This window comes from Virgibacillus halotolerans (genome assembly GCF_016908515.1).
Classification (GTDB): domain Bacteria; phylum Bacillota; class Bacilli; order Bacillales; family Amphibacillaceae; genus Virgibacillus_M; species Virgibacillus_M halotolerans.
In genome coordinates this window covers 59984-80692 of sequence record NZ_JAFBEA010000014.1, presented here as the reverse complement: position 1 = coordinate 80692, position 20709 = coordinate 59984, and the positions used below count along the sequence as shown (strand labels likewise).

Genomic DNA, 20709 nt, shown 5'->3' with positions numbered 1-20709 from the left:
ACGTATCTTTATGATAGATAACGAATGGCATTTCTTACATACCCCTTATTCAGTCCAATCGCAACCTGTGCCTGATGAAGATTTACACTTGCTTCAAGCATAACAATCGCTGGTTTTACTTCATAATTCGTCAAATGCAGTATCCTCTCAGCTTCTTCATAAGAAACTTTTGTTACTTCCATTAATGTATGCTTGGCGCGCTCTTTTAATTTATAATTACTTGCATGTACGTCAACCATTAGATTTTCATACACCTTACCTAGTTTGATCATTGCGGTTGTGCTGATCATATTTAAAATCATTTTATGTGAGGTAGCTGCTTTCATTCTTGTTGATCCGGTTAAAACTTCTGGTCCAACAAGTACCTCAATCGCGCACGCCGCATACGCACTAATTAAGGCGTTTTCATTACATGACAAGGAAATTGTATAAGCGCCCATTTCCTGCGCATATTTAAGGGCTCCAATTGGATATGGCGTTCTTCCACTGGCAGTGATGCCAATTGCCACATCTTTTGCTGTAAAATGATGTTCCTTTAGATCGGCTGCTCCTTGTACCTCATTGTCTTCAGAACCTTCCACAGCATTAAAGAATGCATCGCTTCCCCCTGCCATCACCGTTTGTACCATTTCTGGCGGTGTCATGAATGTTGGTGGGCATTCTGATGCATCAATAACACCTAAACGTCCACTCGTGCCTGCACCAATGTAAAATAATCTACCACCACCCGCTAGCGCCTTATAGGCTTGTTCCACGGCAATATCAATTTGAGGTAATACCAATTCTACTGCACCAGCAATCTTCTTATCCTCGGTATTAATTGTTTTTAAAATTTCCAGCGTAGACATTTGATCTAAATTCATACTTTGCTGATTGCGTTTTTCTGTTGTTAGTTTGGATAGTTCCATTTGTTTTATCTCCTCCACTGGAATTTAAGCGCTTTCAAAAAATAATTATTTAAACATTGAATGATGTGCTTTGCTTTCCTACTAATATAAAAAAGCCAAATAATTACTTCAGCAGAATCATTATGTTTAAATTAACAATTTTCTATCATTATAGGACCATTGAATTATTTTGTCAATTAGCTATCACTTAAATAGTTATATTATTTTATGGCTTGCTGGAATGAGGACCTACAAAATTTAGGCCTTCGATTTTTAGCTAATTGCCATTCTTTCGTCTCTTCGCAGATTCCCCTTCCAGAAATGAAATTGCCTCTCTTGTTTCATCTAAATGTTCAACTGTTTCCTCATATTCCTCTGAGGCAAGGCACATAAATAATACATCAATTACATGTAGTTGAGCGATACGTGAAGAGGTTGCCCCACTTCTAAATGTTGCTTCCCTTGCAGCCGAAGTATATAAATGAATATCAGCATAATCCGTAACCAGGGAATTTCCATACTTCGTTATACTAATTGTCTTGGCCTTTTTCTGCTGTGCCAAATCAAGTAATTTAACTACCTCATACGTCTTTCCGGAAAAAGATATACCAACAACTACATCTTCCGGACCTTTATTAGCAATAGAAGTCGCGGCCATATGTACATCGGAAAATGATTCGGTGTGTTTGCCGATCCGGATAAATTTCTGCGCCGCATCGCTCGCCGCAATGTAAGATGCACCAAATCCGACAAAAATAATCGATTTGGCATGGATAAGCGTCTTTACAGCCTTTTCAAGATCAGTGACATGCATAATATCTACCGTTTCTTTCAATGTTTGTATCGTATTCGAAGTTACTTTATCAATAATATTTTTATAAGATTCATTCGGTTCGATATCACGATAGCCGGCCACCGATGTATCCTGTAAATCGCCAGCAACTCGGATTTTTAATTCCTGGAAGCCGCTAAATCCTAATGATTTACAAAGACGGATTACTGCAGCACTACTGGTATTGCTTTTTTCACCTAGCATTAATGCTGTTAACAATATCGATTCTTCAGGGTACGCAAGAATATATTCAGCAATTTTCTTCTCTGAGGGCGCTAAACTATTTACCATTTCTTTTAGTATCACTAACCCACCTTTAACATGGGACACTTTACATCACCTACTTTTAATATTATATGAATGAAACGATGTTATTATATTATTTACTACGTTTATATTAGGCAGTGATCCCTGCATTAAATAAGAACCAATGATTGATCCTCCAACAGGTGGCATTTCAGGAACATGAATTGAAATTTGTTTAAAATCATTTAATTCTGCTTTAATTAGCTTTGGTAGGATATCTTCTTCATTAAAAACACCGCCACATAGCACGACTTTCACTACTTCTTGTGTATCAAAGAGTTTTCGATACAAAGTTAGGATACTAGCGCTTAATTCACCAATCACATTATCTATAATCTTAGATGCAACCAAATCCCCTTTTTTGTAAGCGGAAAATACAATCCTGGAAAGTGGCGATATCTCGTTCTTAGGGCTTGAAGCTGTATAGATTTTTTGAATTAATGCACGTGCCTCCATTACATTAAAATAGGTATATAGCATCGTAGTCAATATTGTTTCCTCGCCACGCCCATCGTCAGATTTTAATACGGACATGATTCCTTGTCTACCAATATCAAAGCCACTGCCCTCATCACCAAATAAATAACCCCACCCACCAACCCGGTCATGTTCAGATTGATTATTGATCCCATATGTTATCGAACCCGTGCCAGCAATCTGTACGATTCCAGGCTCACCGAACGTGCCTGAATATAGGGCATTAATCGTATCTGACTCAACTTGTACGGTGATTCGCGTCGATACAAGCCCCGTTAAAATATGGATCAGGTCTGTGCGTGATTGCTTTATTCCTGCGCCTGAAATCCCAGCAAATAGAAGTGTAGCCTTTTTATATGGATCAGGTTCCTGCGTTTCTAATCTTTTTAGAAGTGTTTCAAACGTATGCTGTAAATCCTTTTTTGGTACTACATTTGGATTAGTGGGACCCGCTGTCGCACTGGCTATAATGGTACCATCACTATCAGCCAATATTGCCACTGTTTTTGTACCGCCACCGTCTATTCCGATTAGATAGGTCATTTTTGTTCACCCTTTTATGTGTTAACATTTTTACAAAAAACAGCGTTTAGCTATTAATACTTATAAAATAATTTAATAATTCTTCTAAGGAAGAAACTACTATATCAGGAATACAGTCATTTTGAAAAGGTATTGAAATTAGACTATTTTCGCTCTCCCACTTATCTTTACAGATCGACAAAATGTTCTCACACCTATTTCTTTTATGAACCGGAACCTTTTCTATATACTGTGGAAGCTCCCTATTTATAAAAAACGAAGTGATTCCAAGCTGGTTAGCCATAATAATATCGTGATCAATTCTATCACCTACATGGGCAACAACTTCTCCTTCACCATTAAGTGATTGTACCATTCCTACGTTTGGTTTTGCATAACCACATATATCAGGTGTTATTATTTCATCAAATACACATTCCAACCCTAACTCTTTCATTACTGGCAATTGGTATTTTGAATAACCATTAGTTAAAACTGCCAAATTATATCCAATATTTTTTAGTCCTTCTAAGTTATCAATAATTTCTTCTTCTAGTAAATAAATCTTTGGTTTAAAGGAATGCTTTTTCACTATACTTTCAACATCTACTTTTTCGGGTATATTCATATTGGAAAGTACACTTTCAACAATATCATCCCAATCATAAGCTTGTACAACCTTTTTTTCACTCATTCTCAATTCATGCTCATTGATTATTAATTTTTGTATATCCTTTTCACTTTTAGATCCTGCCTGAATGTTAGTTGCAATTTCCGGAAAAACCCATTTTGAGAAGGGGTTTTGCATTAATGTACCATCTAAGTCAAATGTAATCCACTTTTCCATTATTTTACAGCTCCTTCAGTTAAACCCTCCATAAATTGCCTTGACGCAAATAGAAATGCAACGATCATCGGTAAAGCAGATAGTGATAAACCTGCAAAAAGTAAATTCCATTCTGTATCATATTCCCCAAATAAAGTAAGCATCCCCAAAGGAATAGTAGACAGAGAATCTGTGCGAATAAAAATTAATGGGTAAAAGAAGTCATTCCAAACATTTATTAAATTAACAATTCCAACAATTGAAATCGCTGGTTTCATTAACGGAAGAACTATTTTATAATATATTTGAAATTCATTGCATCCATCAAGTCGTGCAGAATCTTCTAATGCTTTTGGAACTGTACGAAAGAAACCATAGAAAAGAAAAACTGCAAAAGGAATTCCACCTGCCACATAAATAAAAATCAAAGAAAATAATGTATCTAGTAGACCTAATTTCATCATCATCATATAGAGAGGTATAACAGCCAACTTCATTGGTAACATTAGACCTATCATAAAAAACAATAATATCGCTGTATTCCACTTGAACGGATATCTCGCAAGATAAAAGCCTGCTAAGGAAGATACAAACAATACTATAAATACAGATGCCGAGCTCACAATAATACTATTCCATATATAATTAGAGAAATTAACTACATCCCAAACTTCTATAAAATTTTCAAATGAAAAAGATTTAGGTAAACTTAAAGGTGTTGTGAATATCTCAATATTTGTTTTAAATGATGAAGAAAACATTAAAAATATCGGGTATACAAAAATAAATGTAAATAAAGCTAAAAGCAAATACTTTATAGTTTGAAAATACCATCTAGTTCGCAATTGAATTCCTCCTATCTTTCGAAATCTTTTCTTTTAAATACAAACAAAATAGTAGATGTTGCTAGCCCTATAATTAAGAATAAAACAACTGCGATAGCAGAGCCTACTCCTATTGATTGACCACCATCAACAGTTCCGAAAGCTAAACGATAGAAAAAGGTAGTCAGCACATCAGTAGAATAGTAAGGACCTCCCGTGGATCCTTGCATTGCAAAAACGTATTCAAATGTTTCAAAGGATCCGATAAAGACAAGTACAGTCATAATCATCAAAGATGGCCCAAGCATTGGAACAGTAATTCTAGTTAAGATTGTTAACGGATTGGCTCCATCTATCCTAGCAGCTTCAAATATTTCTGGCTCTATAGCTTGTAGGCCTGCTAAAAAAATCAACATGGAAAAACCAATAGATGCCCAACTATCCACAAAGATGACGCTAAATAGTGCTGTATCCATACTTCCTAACCAAGGTCTAGTTAAAAACTCTAAGCCCATTCCATCTAATAAACTATTTAAAGCTCCTCTAGTAGGATTTAAAATTAAACTAAATAAAAAACCTATCACAATCACTGATAATAATTTAGGTAGAAAAAATACACTTTTAAAAAATTCCTTCCCCTTTATTTTACTATGAATAATTAATGCCAAAAGCAACGATATTGCTAGTTGAGTCAGAACAGTCACGAAAAAATAAATCCAATTATGTTGGAAAGCGTTGAAAAAAAACGTATTATAAGGTTTTTCTTTAAATAAGGTAATGAAATTTTGTAGTCCTATGAATTGGTTCTTATCAAATCCATTAAAGGAATAAAGACTATTGAACGCGGCACTAATTAAGGGATATAATTGAAAGACCCCATATAATAGAACTGCGGGTAAAAGAAACAGATGTACGAGATGCTTTCTTTTACTTTTTTTCCGATGAGCCATTCCTTCAGTAGTTTTAAAAGAAGACATTTATATTCCCTCCTTAAAAATCAGAATATACAATTAACTGTGTCAATTGTATATTCATTTTTATTAAACACTAAGAAAATCAATCTCCATCATCTTCTTTGTTTTCCAGATCCTCAGGCTTTTCTTCAGCAACTTTTTCAGCATTCTCTTGCGCTTCTTCTAAAAGTTCCTCTTTTGAAATTTCTCCTAAATACATCCCTTGTATTGAATCCTCAAAAATAGATTTTGTTGAAGGTGAACCTTCACCAAAATGGACAAGCATTAAATATGGAGTAGAATTGGCTTCTGATGCTTCAGTAACTTTTTGAACAACCTCATTTTTCGCGTTCACGCCCTCTACTGCGCTTACCCTATTTAACTCGTCGCTAAATATTTGTCCAAATTCTTTACTTGCCATAAATTCCATAAATTTTAATGCTTCTTCTTTATTTTCAGATGCCTCTACCACTCCAAAAGAACCATCTACCCAATTCATAACAACCGGCTGATCGCCAACCTCTGATGCTAGACCAGGGATAACTCCGATAGGAATATCGGGAATGTTTTTTTCGAATGTTTCTAATCTGTAGTCCCCGTTAATATACATAGCTGCTTCCTCTGAATAGAATAATGCTTGGGCGTCATTATCATCTAAAGCAATAAAGTCTTCAGGCAAATATTGTTCTAATTCTTCCAATCGATCTAAAGACTCCATCATTCTTTGATCAGTTAAATCTGCATTTCCATTTAAAATATCTTTTACAAATTCATTTCCATCATACGCTGTAGGTGCAACAACACCATGAAATATTGAGAGTAAATATGAATCACGTCCTCCTTGGGCAATTGGAGTAATTCCTTTACTTTTTATTTGCTCACTTACTTCAATTAATTCCTCCCATGTTTCAGGTGGATCTATTCCTAATTCTTCAAATATATTTTGATTATAAAATATTACACCTGAATTTAATGTCAATGGAATACCATAGACATTTTCGTCACTTCCCCTTGCGGCATCCAAATAAGTACTATCAATATCCTGAACGCCTGGCAGATCATTTAAAGAAACTAGGTAACCATTATCAGCAATTGTTCGCGCCCCAGAATACGGTCGTAGCTGAACAATATCGGGCCCCGATTCTGACACTAATGAATTTGTAAGTATGGTGTTATACTCTGTAGAATCATATGGCTGGAATTCAACCTTAATATTTGGGTTTTCTTTTTCAAATGCATCAATAATTTCTTCATAGGCCTTCCTGTCTTCACTTCTCCAACTATACATTTCTAATTTTACTGCATCAATACCTTCATCACCAGCATCGTCAACGCCATTTCCACACGCAGCAAACAATAGACTGACCAGTATTAAAAATAGTAATACATACAACTTTTTGTAACTCATTTAATCATCCCCTAACTTTTTGTATAAGTTCTATATTAAGTTTACACTGATACAGATAGAAAGTTCCTAGCCTCCTTTCAATGACTTTTCTTCCAAGATAAAACTTAAAGAACTTGGATCTTGTAATTGCAATAATTATATAAAAAAGGTTATATAATTACCAATATTTAAAATATTGGTAATGTAAACTTACCCTTCAATAATAAATCAATGATATTTTAACTCCCTTAATGATTAGCTTTTCAAGTTATTATCTATTCCTACTATATTATTAAAAACGACGTCAAAGATAGTGATCATCATAAAATAAACCAATCTCCACTTATTCCGGCACTAGCTCTTTCGTTATTACGTGTACTCCACTAGCATTAGTTATTCTTGACCGATTTCATCTAAGGTTCTTTGCAATTAGCAAATAGATTGATAGCTATCAGCAGCGGCATCCCATTGTAATCTTTAAAACAGTTGTTTTGAAACAATGCCCTAAATATTTGAATAGAATGGAAGAGTACTCTAACCACAACCGATAAGTTTTCGACTAAAATAGAATCAACTGTTCTAAAGTAATAACACAACCCTCTTGATGATTGATTTATCAGGGATTCTATAAATTTTTCCATTATTGTTCGTGTTTTACATCTGAATATCATATTTATCTTTGTATACAGATCGATTGAACTAGTGGTGGTATCAATCAATATGCTAAATTCTATCTTTTCTTTAAAAATATAATTTTAATATTATTCAATCAATTTACTTTATAATGCTTCTATATCAACGCTCTGAACACTTTTTTACTTCTACTACTCGCAGTTCATTTGCTGAGTATAACTCTATCCTAATTAATTAGGATAGCGCTTACAATTAAGGTTTTCAAAACACATATTAATTGGTAACCATATTATAGTTAGGACTAACTACTTTGTCAACATATTATTTCACTATTCTTAAATATATACGTAATTAATTTTTATTGCTAAGATTATTAGGATGGTTTATATTATTAAATAGTTTTTTAATAGTTTCAATGCCTTACTTTATTCAACAGCAGCCAATGCTGCTAAATTATGAACAATTCTTCTAAATCGGGCGATATTTGTATCTCTGCCAAAGTGGACACGATTCGTTAATAAAATGATGGAAACGGATTTTTCAGGGTCAAACCAAATAGATGTACCAGTGAACCCGGTATGACCGAATCCATGTTGTATAAATTGTCCAGACATGGATGGCGTATTGAATAATTCCCATCCTAAGCCCCTATTTAAATTTAGATTCTTTGTCATTACGTGTGTACTTAGCGCAATTGATTGTTCAGATAACACCTTTTCATTGCTATACTTTCCTCCATTTAAAATCATTCGACTAAATTTAGAAAGATCTTCTATTGTAGAAAAAAGTCCTGCATGACCACTCACACCGTTAAAGTGATTGGCATTTTCGTCATGTACCGCTCCCCACTTGTAATCTTTTATTGTAGTCATATACTCGGTTGCTGCTATTTTTTCCTTCCATTCTTTCGGTGGGTTAAAGCAAGTATCATTCATATTTAAGGGTTTATAAATATGCTCTTCCGTATATTTATCTAATGGGACACCAGCTATTTGCTCGACAAGATAGCCTAACACAATAAAATTAAGATCACTATAAATCACTTGATTACCAGTCTTCCCCTTATCCGTCAGTTTACCAATGATGGATATAGCTTCTTCAAGTGTATTGTTATTCAAATGAAACTTTATTCCTGGCTGGTATCCGCTCGCATGTGTTAATAAATGTTTAATGGTTATGTCGTTATTATTTTTCTTGAACTCCGGGATATAATAATAAACCGGATCATCTATATCCAATTTCCCCGTATCCATTAATTGAAGTACAGAAGGTAGCGTTGCAACAACTTTTGTTAAAGATGCTAAATCAAAGATAGTATCTTCCTTCATTTTGATTTCTCTATCAACGTGTGCAAATCCCGTAGTATATTTAAATATACTTTTTTCAGAAGAAGTAATTGCTAAAGCTACTCCAGGAATACGTTTCTCTTGTACGGATTGGTCTAGAAATGAAACAAGTCTTGAAAATCGATGACTATTTTCCATGTAAACATCCTTTCGCTTGATTAATTTTGTCATAACTGCCTAAACTTTCTCTTCGATCATCTCACAAAGTACCCCAACAAACACTTCACAACGCTTCACGTCCTTACGATCCGGTTCCAGGTCGACTTTCAATCGCTGTGGCACCAGCGTAGCACCTAAATTCTGCAAGTGGTCACTAAGCAAATCCACTGCTCCACCGTACGTATCGTAGAAAGAATCTGCCGAGCCAAATACACCTATAATTTTCCCAGTTAAATCCACGTCTGCCAATTCCTCATAAAAATCTTCTACTTCATATGGAAGTCCGCCATCATCCCATGTATGTGTGCCAATTAATATTGCATCATAATTTAAAAGTTCTTCTACATCTATTGGATCAAAGTCGAACGTTTTGGTTACAATTTGATTGTTTTTATCTTCAAGAAAAGCAACCATTACTTCGGCCATTAATTCTGTATTGCCTGTTCCACTTGCATAAAGCATTAATATTTCACTCATTGATAACCCCTCCAATAGAAAACTTGGCATTCGTCAGTTTTTAATGACGGGTGCCTGAGCTTGCACTTCTGCAGTAGGAGTGTGCTATGCTTTCCTATCTGCCTAAAAGCGATGTCTCTCTTTTCATTTTAATGGATAACGATAATCACTTCCAATGTTTCAAGCTAGCATTCAAAATGGATGATGACAGCATTGTGTCATATAAATGAAAAAGCTGAACCATGTGGGTTCAGCTTTTCTATATTTAATTTATTTCCATCTGTTCATACAATTTTTCTAATACTTCTTGAACAACTGGCAAATGTTCATTTATTTCAACATGCAGTGCTAATTTATCAATAATTGGCTTAAGAAGCTGGGCACTCCTTTCATTCATTATCACTTTCTCAGGAATGCCTTCTAACGTTTGAAAAGCTTTAATCAGCTGCATTTGCGGAAAATAAGTATCGTAGTGCTCCTGTTGCAAATTTTGATACATGACAAGCCCCTCATCATGATCCGCAGCAATTACTAGTAACGGTAGAACTGCCCGTTTGTTCGGGTTCTCTTTTGTAGGCATGATCACATGGTCCATTGAAAATTCGATCGTCAGTCCTTTTATTGCTTTTAACTTTCTTATCCGCTTTAGATCAAGTTCTGATAGTGCAAGCGATACTTCTTTTTCCTCTGGATAGCCTGCTAAATCAAGTATTTGAGTTTGATAAACTATTTCATCCTTGTCCTTCTTGGGAATTCGCGCCAGAACCTTCTTTTCTAAAACCATATCAGGCATTTCTAATTCTATTTCCGCTTCCTCATATATAGCGATAATCTGATTTAAAGCAAGCTTCATTAATCGCGCTTCTTCATTAGTCATCATCCATGGATAAAAACCCGGCTTATAGCTACGAAATTGCGGCCAGCTTTTACGTCCACGGAATGGTATGCTATACGTTCGAATATGATTATAATCCGCCTTGTCCAAATCAGTTTTATCTTCAAAGCTAAGCAGTAAACAGCGTTGATTCATCATTGCTTCCAACGATGATTCCCGATTATCTAATATGTCGCATAAGTTCAGATAACCCATTTCACCAATATAAACAGCCAATCCAAAAGCTTCACCTGCCGCACCGAGTACAGAACAGAACAGTTTTTCTCCTGTTACTGGATCTTCAACAGCAAGAATATTTGCATCGTCCAGCCTTTCCCATGGCTTCAGTTTATGAAACCATTTTGCCTTTGCAAGGACCTTTTCCCAGTCATCTGCGCTATCCTCTACAACTACGGAAATAAGATTAGGTAATTGGAAGCGCAGTTCCTCATTTATTTCTTCTATTGATTCATTGGAATAATTAAATTTAAGATCGACACCACCCATCAGAACTTCACCCCTGCTATCTTCTTCGGGAGCCCTATTGTCAGCATCCATACATCTTGGATATTTGACCTCTTCTTCGGCCTTGAGTTTTTTCATAAATAGGATTTCATGATCCCAGTTATCCCCAAAGTCATATACGTATGATATTTTATCCTTAGACAATTTAAACCAATCTGACAAAGTTTGTTCCTTTTCATTGTATGTTTCCATCTTATTTGGATATTCGTCCGGATCATCTTCACGACCTGGCTTAATTTCAATATCTTCAATTTGTTCACCTTTGGACCTTTTAACTAAAAATCCATGTAAGTGATAATTGTCCCAATCAAAAACAACTTGTAACACCCTGTGTAAATCATAGAATGTAGCACTACTATCAATCTGAATAAGCCGCCAGACAGGTGCACCAACGTCTTTTAGTGTAATTTTAAGCTCATAAATCATCACTTCACCTCATTTTCCCAGTTTAGCATAAATAGAGATGGATGTTTATTAAAAACTAAAAGGAAGTCTCCCTCTGAAAAAACTCCCTTAATATATACGTTTTTTCATATTGAATTTTTGCTGAAGGTATATGAATGCATGTATAATAGTATTATTAACCAATAAGGAGCTTGTCCAATGATGAAGTTAAAAATGAATGTACAGACCGCATACCATGGTGACCTGCTGCGTGCAGGTAAAGAATACGAAATTGACGAAGCAACGGCCAAGCGCTGGATTGCAAGTAAAATTGCCGTAAAAGCAGAAGAAGATTAACAACAATATCCAAGGTGCTTGTCATATAAAAAAATCCCCGTATATCATCCATTATAGATGTCACGGGGATCTTTTTTTCAATCAGTTGATCAATTAAATTGGCCTGCAACTAGCATGGCTGTTTTATTCAAACATATATTCCTTCGTATGGACATGAACATTTAATACCAAGCCGATGCCGATCATACTGGTCAGCAAGGAACTACCACCATAACTGACAAAAGGCAATGTTAAGCCTGTAATTGGCATGAGTCCAATTGTCATTCCGATGTTCTGAAAGATTTGAAACGTAAATAAACCAACGACACCGGCGATCATGTACATACCGAAACGATCTTTACAATTCAATGCAATAATAATCATTCGGTAGATCATAATAAAATAGATCACGAGTAAAATTGCTGCACCTAAGAAGCCAAATTCCTCACCAATTACTGTAAAAATAAAATCGGTGTGTATTTCCGGTACCCGGCCACTTTGTGCCATGGATCCATTTTGAAAACCACTTCCAAACAATTCTCCGGAACCAATTCCCATTCTAGCTCCACTTAATTGATAGCCAAATGTATTCGAATAAAATTCCGGCTGCAACCAGCCATATATCCGTGCAAGCTGATGATCTTTAAAAAACAAATCAAATATTTCCGGTTTATACATAAATAGCCAAACCAGCATTCCAAGGAAAGCCACTACTACTGCTGCGATTATAGCAATGTATATAAATGAGATACCGGAAACCAATAACGTTGTTGCTGCAATTGCAACCGTCACTAACGCGGTCCCTAAATCAGGCTGTTCGAAGATAAAGTAAAACGGAACGATAGAAAGGATAAAAATACTCCCCAAAATATAGAGATTCCGCTTCTTCTTCACTTTATATTTTCCCGTGATTTTATATATGGCTGTTGCTATCGCTAAGATAAGAAAAAGTTTTACAAACTCTGATGGCTGAATATCCACTCCTGCAAAACTAACCCAGCGCTGTGAACCTTTACTTTCCACCCCAAAGAAGTGAACAAATACCAACGATAATAAACCCGCAATATAAAACGGAATAGCCAACGTCCTGTAATGCTCATATTCGATGAAAAGCATGACAAACACTGCTACCAATCCAACACAGAACCAGACAGATTGTCGAAGCAAAAAATACATCGGATCGGCACTATATTGCCCGGAAGCACTATAGATCGCAAACAGACTTATTACAAACAGTAAAACCACACACATGATCAATATATAATCTAATTTATCAAAAACACTTTTCATTCGGTTGTTTAAATTTCCCATCATTATACCTCGCTTGAACCCCTCAACTATTCATTGGACTCTCTCTAATTTAACACATTTCATCACAATCATGTCGTTTTATTGTGGAAAAGTATTTATCTGGAAACTACCCATGGTTTTTGGTTATTACTTTCTTGACGAGATGGGTTATGATCCGGTCTTTCTTTGTTCGATTGCCTTGATATATTCATCAAAATCCCTAACCCGCCTAACGTGATTAACATCGACGATCCACCATAACTAACCAACGGCAATGGAATCCCTGTAACGGGCATAAGCCCTGACACTGCACCTAAGTTAAACACAGCCTGTATACAAATTTGAACTGTAATCCCCATTGCAATAAATTTCCCGAAAAAGTTCGGTGCGTGCTTAAAGATAGAAAATCCTTTAAATAACAACAGTACATATAAAGCAATGATCACTGCTAACCCGACAATCCCCAATTCTTCTACAATAATAGCCATGATAAAATCGGTGTGTGCCTCAGGGAGATACCCTAGCTTTTGAACGCTATTCCCAAGTCCATTACCTGTTAGGCCACCCGTACCTATTGCTAAGAAGGAGTTAATAATTTGAAATCCCTGCCCCTGTGGATCCGCAAATGGATCAACAAATGACGTCAAACGTTCCATTCGATAACTTGCTGAAGTGGCTAGTACAACAAGCGTTACAGCTGCAATGCTTCCTAAAGCTACTAAATGTCTCCATCTTGCACCCGAAATAAGAAGAATGCTCCCACAGGCAACAACAAGGATCATACCCGTCCCTAAATCCGGTTGCTTTAAAATCATCGTAAAGACAACAATAAGTAGAATGATAGGCGGGAGCACACCACGGCTGAAGTTTTCAATATATTTCCGTTTATTCGCGTATACCTTCGCAAAATATAAGACCATGATTATTTTTGCTATTTCAGATGGCTGAAATAACAATGGTCCTGCTCCCAACCAGCGTGTTGAATAATTCCGTGTTATCCCTACATGAGGAATCAATACCAACAGCAATAATACGAGCATTGTAACCACAAGCGGTCCGATTATTTTACCGTACCATTGATACGGGATAAAGCTTACGATAAAGAACACGATGAGCCCCATTATAATCCATATCAATTGCCGATTAAAAAAGTATCTTTCATCCCCATATTCCAGGATCGAAAATGTATAACTTGAGCTGTATACCATCATCAGTCCAATTAATATGAGCCCTGATATAATCGCAAATAATGGAAAATCCAGGGATGAGATCTTTTTCTTCAATGGAGTCACCTACCTTCATAGTGTATCTTTATGACATAAATTATAGCATGCCTTTACATATTTATTCATCATTTATTTCACAGGAATATATATGACGTATTTTATAATTTAAATCCCATTCAGTTCAAGAGAAAATCTAAAGCTGAAACAGGCTCTCCCGCTTCAGCTTGTTGTTTATTTCTTTAATTTAGCCAGTTGTTCTGCTAGTGCATTATTTTTAAATTCGTCATCTTGTTTTTTTAAATATTTATTTACATCTTGTTTAGAAACCTTATGTTTCTTCTCTCGTTGTTTTCGCTCATTGAAAGTAGACAATTTTTCCCGATGTCCACATTTACAGATAAACATTTGCCCTTCCCCTTCACCACGTAGTTCAAGACGTTTATGGCAATTTGGACAGCGGGCATTCGTATTTTTCGCAATGTTTTTCCGATGTCCACAAGAGCGGTCCTGACAAACAAGCATACGTCCGTTTCGATTCTTAATTTCCAACATAAGTTTGCCACAATCAGGACATTTTGTCCCTGTCATATTATCATGTTTAAAGTTGGCATCACTTGCTTTTATTTCTTGGACAATCTCACGGGAATAACTTTTCATTTCCGTGATAAACTGTTGCTTTTTCAGCTTTCCATCCGCAATAAGCCCTAGCTTCTGCTCCCATTCTGCAGTCAATGCCGGTGACCTTAAATCTGCTGGAACTAAATCCAGTAACTGACGACCTTTAGAGGTTAAGTAAATATGCTTTCCTTTCATCTCCATATAAGCGATGTGGAACAGCTTCTCAATAATATCTGCCCTTGTAGCAACAGTGCCAAGCCCGCCTACCTGATGAATTGTACCAGCCAGATGCTTCTCATCTGTGGCCATAAAGCGTGCCGGATTTTCCATCGCCTGCAGCAAAGCACCTTCTGTAAATCGTTCCGGCGGTTTTGTTTCTCCCTGTGTCAAGGTAATACGAACATCAGGAAATTCATTTCCAACCTCTACAGCCGGTAATTGCTGTTGTTTACCATTATCATCCTCGTCAAACCGGTTGTCATATATTTCCTTCCAACCCTGTTTCTTTACAATTCTTCCTTTGGCAGTAAATTGTTGATCTGCAATTTTAGCTATTACTGTTGTCTGCTCATACTCATAAGGATCAGACAACACCGCCAGGAATCGTTTCACAACGAGGTCATATATTTTACGCTCTTTTTCGTCTAAATCAAATAAAACCACTGGCTCCTCCGTTGGAATAATCGCATGGTGATCGGAAACCTTTGTATTATCAACCACTGATTTAGGCAACTTCAGCTCTTTTCGCGATATTTTTCCAGCGGCTTTTGCGTATTGATCCACACCACACGCTTTCACCCGATCTTTTAAAGTCGGAACAATGTCCGTGGAGATAACCCGGGAATCTGTACGTGGATATGTTAATACTTTATGCTGTTCATAAAGCTTCTGCATGATCGAGAGTGTCTGCTTTCCAGAGAAATTAAAAATCCGGTTGGCATCCCGCTGCAGTTCGGTTAAATCATAAAGCTGTGGCGCCATTTTCTTTTTATAAGATTTATCAATATCAACCACTTTTGCTGGTTTATTTTTCAGATCAGCAAATAACGCATCCGCTTTTTCTTTGGAAAACATACGGCTATTGTTTTTCGCGTCCTGCCAGGTAAGCGTAAATCCGGTCTTTGCCTTTGCTTCGATGCCATAAAATTTCCGTGGTTTAAAATGATTAATCTCTGCTTCGCGAGCAGCGATCATCGCAAGTGTCGGTGTTTGAACACGGCCACTTGATAACTGTGCATTAAACTTCGTCGTTAGTGCACGTGTTGCATTTAAACCAACATACCAATCCGCTTCTGAACGGGCGACTGCCGAGTCATACAGATTCACGTATTTCGCCCCGGGTTTTAGCTGCTTAAAGCCATCACGAATTGCTTTATCTGTCACAGATGATATCCAGAGTCGTTTCACAGGTTTGTTCACCCGCGCTTTTTCTAAAATCCAACGTGCTACAAGCTCTCCTTCTCTTCCTGCATCTGTTGCGATCACAATTTCACTGACATCTTTTCGATTCAATTGGGTTTTCACAGCACTGAATTGTTTACCGGTTTTCTTGATAACGACAAGCTTTAAATGGTCTGGAAGCATTGGCAATTCATCCAACTTCCATGTTTTATATTTTTCATCATACGCTTCAGGATCTGCTAATGTAACCAGATGCCCAAGCGCCCATGTCACAATATATTTAGAGCCTTCTAAATAGCCGTTGCCTTTTTTCGTGCAGTTCAAGACACGGGCAATATCACGGCCAACAGAGGGTTTTTCTGCTAATACAACTGTTTTACTCAATAATAAAATCCTCTCTATATGTATACTTCTTATCTTATTTTACCATAAATAAGAACCTACATGGAAGAATTGTCAACACTTCCTTATGCAATAAGCCCAATCATATATCTAACGCATTCCATACAATAGTCTAGATTCATTAGAAAACTTGGCATTCATCTGGTCTCTAATAGCGGATGCCTAAGTCACACTTATTTCGGAGCTTAGTGGCACTTATCACCTGCCTTTAAGAGGCGGGAGATTTAGTAACGCCACGAAGATAAAGAAGGATTGATCATATTGCTGTTTTATATGGGGTTACTTTTTTTAGTAATTGCAGTTAGCTTAGATGGATTTGGTGTTGGCATGACATATGGGATGCGTCAAGTGCGGGTTCCTATACATGCTTTGATTATTATAATGTTCTGTTCCGGTATCGTCGTGTTGGCGTCCATGACCCTTGGTACGGTACTTCGGTCATTCATTTCACCTGATATTGCAGGCATGTTTGGAGGCGTGATCTTAATCCTATTAGGTCTCTTCTCCTTATATAATATCCTCCGCCCTGAAAAGACTAATCGAAATGATGGGGCGGTAAAGCATCGGCTTGATGACCTTAAGGAAGTATTGGTAACGCCTCATAACGCGGACTTAGACCAGTCTGGTGCGATATCCAGCAGTGAAGCATTACTACTTGGAATCGCACTTGCTCTAGATGCATTTGGAGCTGGGTTTGGCGCCTCCATGCTTGGTTATTCGCCATTACTCACAGCCGGTTTAGTAGCATGTATGAGTGGTCTATTTCTACTTTGCGGGATAAAAATCGGGGTGCTGTTATCCAAGAATAAACTGCTTCAGCGCTTAACATTTTTGCCTCCGTTGTTATTGATCGGACTTGGTATATCTAATTTCATGTGAAAATAGGATGAGGATTGGTTTTAACATAAGCCTCATCCTATTTTTATATGTGGAAGTTTACATTTATCGCAGTTTGACGGGCAGTAAAACACCTACTGAATGAAGTTTCACTTTATAATGATTTTACAAGTCCACCATCAACAATAAGAGACTGACCTGTTATATACGTATTCGCACCGCTTGCTAAAAATAAAATGGCCTTGGCGAATTCTTCCGGCTTTCCATATCGCTTCATCGGTACAAGCTGCTGGGCATCCCATTTAATTGCCTCAACTGTAGTTCCCTGCTGTTCGGCTTGCACTTGATTAAGTTCTGCGATCCGATCGGTTTCAATGGTTCCTGGTCCAACTGTATTAATAAGAATATTGTCTCCGCCTAATTCCTGCGATAAGGATTTAGCTAAACCAACAATACCTGGTCGCATTGTATTGGAAAGAACCAAATTATTCAGAGTTTGTTTAATTGATGAGGAAGCTAAATTAACAATGTGTCCTTTTTGCTGTTTTTTCATATGCGGAACAACTGCCCGAGTTGCTCGAATAAAACTGAGTAAATTTAATTCAAAAGCATGATACCAATCATCATCACCCATGTCCATGAATTTCCCTGCTGGCGGTCCTCCCGCATTGTTGATTAGTACATCAACCGTGCCGTTCCAGGATACCGCCTTTTCTACAAGTCCACTAATGTCCTTTGGGTTTTTCATATCACATACCACATAGTCCACCTGTTCATTGCCGGTTTCCTGTTTGATGTCTGTAACAGCGGATTGCAGTGTTGCTTCATTCCGGCTACCGATTAACACATGTGCGCCTTCATGCGCGAAGGCCATGGCAACAGCTTTTCCAAGTCCTTTACTTGCGGCAGTAACGATAACCGACTTTCCTTTTAACTGAAGATCCATTTGTATTCACTCCCCCCTATTAAATTTAAAGTATCGTAATAATCCAACCAATTAAAACGATAGCTCCTAAGATCATTAATATGATCCGTAACATATCATCCATCCTTTCACACAGGGTAAACATAGCCTTTTGTTGTGCGTATACATATCTTATTGATAAAGCGCCTGATAGTCTTTCTGAAATATACTCATAATTACCGCATTACGATAGGTTCCATTGATGAAAAATTCATCTTTTAATGTTGCATCCACGCTAAAACCAACTTTTTTATAAATATGAATCGCTTTTTCATTCGCTTCATCTACAAATAAGTAGAGTTTATGTAAATTTAACATCTGAAAGGCATAATCCATTGCAAGCCGCGTTGCCTTACTTGCATAGCCATTCCCCTGCTGTGATGGGTCGATCATAATCGTAAATTCAGCTTTCCGATGAATAAGATCAATGAAAGCCAATTGAACGAGGCCAAGCCTTTTACCATTCTCTTCCATTATAAAGTCCCTTTGATGTTCGTTATCCATTTGTTTATCATAAGCCCGCTGTAAACCAGCCATGGATTGATGGGCCTCCTCGAACCAAAACGACATAATATCAGGATTGTTATTCAACTTATGAATAAACGCCAAGTCTTCTTTTTCCAACACACGTAAAGTAATTTCTGTAGTCATTGTTTCGTTCCTCCATTATTTATATTTCCTAACAATAAATGTATCACAAAAATACATCCTTCCCAAATAGCAAGGCACATTCTCCAACAATTACCCCTACGACTGGTGTGATATTAACGTTAACGTCTTACCATTTCCGTTTACTACAGGCATCCATGTACTCTTAGCTGAAAATATTCCATTATTGTTGCTTTCGCTTTATTTTATATATCCATGAATGAAGTTGGTGGAGATAATATTTTCAAAGCGGGATTTGTAAGAACTTGACAAACTCCCGTATATATGAGATTATAGTAAAGTTGAAAAATATGAAGTAACAAATAAGTTATTCTGGCATTCTACGTAATGTTTTTGAAGAAGCTTATTCACACTGGCGCGACTAAGGGGTCGCAAGGACGTAAGAGCAGGTAGGGCTTACGTTGCTTAAGTTAGAGAACACCCAGTGGAACATGTACCGCGGTTAAAGTGAAATTCTTTTAAACAATCTGGGTATCACCAGGTTCGAATAAAGAAGTCAATAATAAAATCGAATGCTTTTGCGGCAATTAGCACCGTAATTAAAAAGCACACTGAGAAGAATTTCCCACCCGAAACAATCGGGATAAAAATAAAATGAAACTTATGCGTTACTTTAGAATCAAAGGGGTACTCTTAATAGAAGGGTGCCCCTTTTCCAATACATAACAAAAATAAACGAGAGAAGGTTTTTATATCATGACATTACCATTAGGAACGATTCAAACCATGACCGTACTACGTAAAATTGATACTGGATATGTGTTGCAAAAAGAGATGGACGAAGCGCTCTTACATCTTAATGAAGCAGAAAATGAACTGGAAGAAAACGAAACTGTCGATGTATTTTTATACAATGACAAAAAAGGAAATGTAACAGCGACAACTGCACTGCCATCCGTTCAAATGGATGCATATGACTGGGCAGAGGTCGTAGAAGTCATTCCCAAATTAGGTGTCTTTGTTCATATTGGTATCGCGAAAGAAATGCTCGTATCTGTTGATGATCTGCCTTTATATGAAGATGTTTGGCCGAAAGCCGGCGACAAGCTTCTTGTTACATTAGGTAAAGATCAGAATGGACGGCTGCTTGCCATTCCAGCAACAGAAGGTGTCATAGCAAGAGAGATTGAATTGGCACCAGAGGATCTGCTGAACAAGCCGATCAGCGGCTGGGTTTATTTCACAAGTAGAGAAGGAACTGCCATCATCACGACAGACGACTATCGTGGATTTATCCATCATACCGAACGCAAAGAAGAACCGCGTCTTGGAGAGCTTGTTCAAGGACGTGTCATTGAGGTAAAGGAAGACGGCACGCTAAATGTTTCACTACGTCCACTTAAACAAGATAGTTTAGATGAAGACGCAGATGCTATCACGAACCATTTACAAGCCAATGACGGAATGATTCCGTTTAACGATAAAAGTGATCCGGAAGATATCCGTGGTACCTTTAATATGAGTAAGGCAGCATTCAAACGTGCGCTTGGTAGATTGATGAAACAAGGAAAAGTAGAGCAACGTGAGGGAAACACGTATTTATTATAGTAAATTAAAAAGCCGCGGAATCAACTA

At 37.0% G+C, this 20709-nt stretch carries 18 protein-coding genes; 3 read left to right on the top strand and 15 right to left on the bottom strand.

Annotation, left to right across the window (positions count from 1 at the left end; all coding sequences use genetic code 11):
• Window positions 1-8: 8 nt before the first annotated feature.
• The 10 genes from murQ to JOC34_RS20960 all read right to left on the bottom strand — a co-directional run bounded on the left by murQ (window position 9) and on the right by JOC34_RS20960 (window position 11433).
• Window positions 9-908: an N-acetylmuramic acid 6-phosphate etherase gene (gene murQ / locus JOC34_RS21005; protein WP_205138757.1), complete on the bottom strand. Its 900-nt coding sequence runs from the start codon at window positions 906-908 to the stop codon at window positions 9-11.
• Window positions 909-1164: 256 nt separating this feature from the next.
• The gene (locus JOC34_RS21000) at window positions 1165-2049 is read right to left on the bottom strand and encodes an SIS domain-containing protein (protein ID WP_205138756.1); all 885 of its coding nucleotides are present in this window, start codon (window positions 2047-2049) and stop codon (window positions 1165-1167) included.
• A gap of 6 nt (window positions 2050-2055) precedes the next feature.
• On the bottom strand, window positions 2056-3045 hold the full coding sequence (locus JOC34_RS20995) for an N-acetylglucosamine kinase (protein ID WP_205138755.1): 990 nt from the start codon (window positions 3043-3045) through the stop codon (window positions 2056-2058).
• A gap of 46 nt (window positions 3046-3091) precedes the next feature.
• Entirely contained in the window at window positions 3092-3871 is a 780-nt protein-coding gene (locus JOC34_RS20990; RefSeq protein WP_205138754.1) for an HAD family hydrolase, read from the bottom strand.
• Entirely contained in the window at window positions 3871-4695 is an 825-nt protein-coding gene (locus tag JOC34_RS20985) for a carbohydrate ABC transporter permease (protein WP_239544647.1), read from the bottom strand. The genes JOC34_RS20990 and JOC34_RS20985 overlap by 1 nt, the downstream gene beginning before the upstream one ends.
• A gap of 11 nt (window positions 4696-4706) precedes the next feature.
• On the bottom strand, window positions 4707-5651 hold the full coding sequence (locus tag JOC34_RS20980; RefSeq protein WP_239544646.1) for a carbohydrate ABC transporter permease: 945 nt from the start codon (window positions 5649-5651) through the stop codon (window positions 4707-4709).
• 79 nt (window positions 5652-5730) lie between these two features.
• On the bottom strand, window positions 5731-7035 hold the full coding sequence (locus JOC34_RS20975; protein ID WP_205138753.1) for an ABC transporter substrate-binding protein: 1305 nt from the start codon (window positions 7033-7035) through the stop codon (window positions 5731-5733).
• Between the two features lie 1037 nt (window positions 7036-8072).
• Window positions 8073-9131, bottom strand: coding sequence for a serine hydrolase domain-containing protein (locus tag JOC34_RS20970; RefSeq protein WP_205138752.1), 1059 nt, complete (start codon window positions 9129-9131; stop codon window positions 8073-8075).
• A gap of 39 nt (window positions 9132-9170) precedes the next feature.
• Window positions 9171-9629 (bottom strand): flavodoxin domain-containing protein, encoded by a 459-nt coding sequence (locus JOC34_RS20965; RefSeq protein ID WP_205138751.1) that lies wholly within the window; start codon window positions 9627-9629, stop codon window positions 9171-9173.
• A gap of 244 nt (window positions 9630-9873) precedes the next feature.
• Complete coding sequence (locus JOC34_RS20960; protein WP_205138750.1) at window positions 9874-11433, bottom strand: plasmid pRiA4b ORF-3 family protein; 1560 nt, start codon at window positions 11431-11433, stop codon at window positions 9874-9876.
• 177 nt (window positions 11434-11610) lie between these two features.
• Between JOC34_RS20960 and JOC34_RS20955 the strand changes: the two genes are divergently transcribed.
• Window positions 11611-11748 carry a hypothetical protein gene (locus JOC34_RS20955; protein WP_205138749.1) on the top strand — a complete coding sequence of 46 codons (138 nt, stop codon included), beginning with the start codon at window positions 11611-11613 and terminating at the stop codon, window positions 11746-11748.
• A gap of 123 nt (window positions 11749-11871) precedes the next feature.
• Here JOC34_RS20955 and rodA read toward each other — a convergent pair whose 3' ends face one another.
• The 3 genes from rodA to JOC34_RS20940 all read right to left on the bottom strand — a co-directional run bounded on the left by rodA (window position 11872) and on the right by JOC34_RS20940 (window position 16646).
• Window positions 11872-13038 (bottom strand): rod shape-determining protein RodA, encoded by a 1167-nt coding sequence (rodA, locus tag JOC34_RS20950; protein WP_239544645.1) that lies wholly within the window; start codon window positions 13036-13038, stop codon window positions 11872-11874.
• 95 nt (window positions 13039-13133) lie between these two features.
• Window positions 13134-14300 (bottom strand): putative lipid II flippase FtsW, encoded by a 1167-nt coding sequence (gene ftsW / locus JOC34_RS20945; RefSeq protein ID WP_205138748.1) that lies wholly within the window; start codon window positions 14298-14300, stop codon window positions 13134-13136.
• Between the two features lie 174 nt (window positions 14301-14474).
• Window positions 14475-16646: a DNA topoisomerase III gene (locus JOC34_RS20940; RefSeq protein ID WP_205138747.1), complete on the bottom strand. Its 2172-nt coding sequence runs from the start codon at window positions 16644-16646 to the stop codon at window positions 14475-14477.
• A 279-nt stretch (window positions 16647-16925) separates the two neighbouring features.
• Between JOC34_RS20940 and ytaF the strand changes: the two genes are divergently transcribed.
• Window positions 16926-17543, top strand: coding sequence for a sporulation membrane protein YtaF (gene ytaF, locus JOC34_RS20935; protein ID WP_205138746.1), 618 nt, complete (start codon window positions 16926-16928; stop codon window positions 17541-17543).
• 112 nt (window positions 17544-17655) lie between these two features.
• Here ytaF and JOC34_RS20930 read toward each other — a convergent pair whose 3' ends face one another.
• Entirely contained in the window at window positions 17656-18447 is a 792-nt protein-coding gene (locus tag JOC34_RS20930) for an SDR family oxidoreductase (protein WP_205138745.1), read from the bottom strand.
• Window positions 18448-18597: 150 nt separating this feature from the next.
• The gene (gene speG, locus JOC34_RS20925; protein ID WP_205138744.1) at window positions 18598-19116 is read right to left on the bottom strand and encodes a spermidine N1-acetyltransferase; all 519 of its coding nucleotides are present in this window, start codon (window positions 19114-19116) and stop codon (window positions 18598-18600) included.
• Between the two features lie 714 nt (window positions 19117-19830).
• Between speG and JOC34_RS20920 the strand changes: the two genes are divergently transcribed.
• The gene (locus tag JOC34_RS20920; protein ID WP_205138743.1) at window positions 19831-20682 is read left to right on the top strand and encodes a CvfB family protein; all 852 of its coding nucleotides are present in this window, start codon (window positions 19831-19833) and stop codon (window positions 20680-20682) included.
• Window positions 20683-20709: the final 27 nt, after the last annotated feature.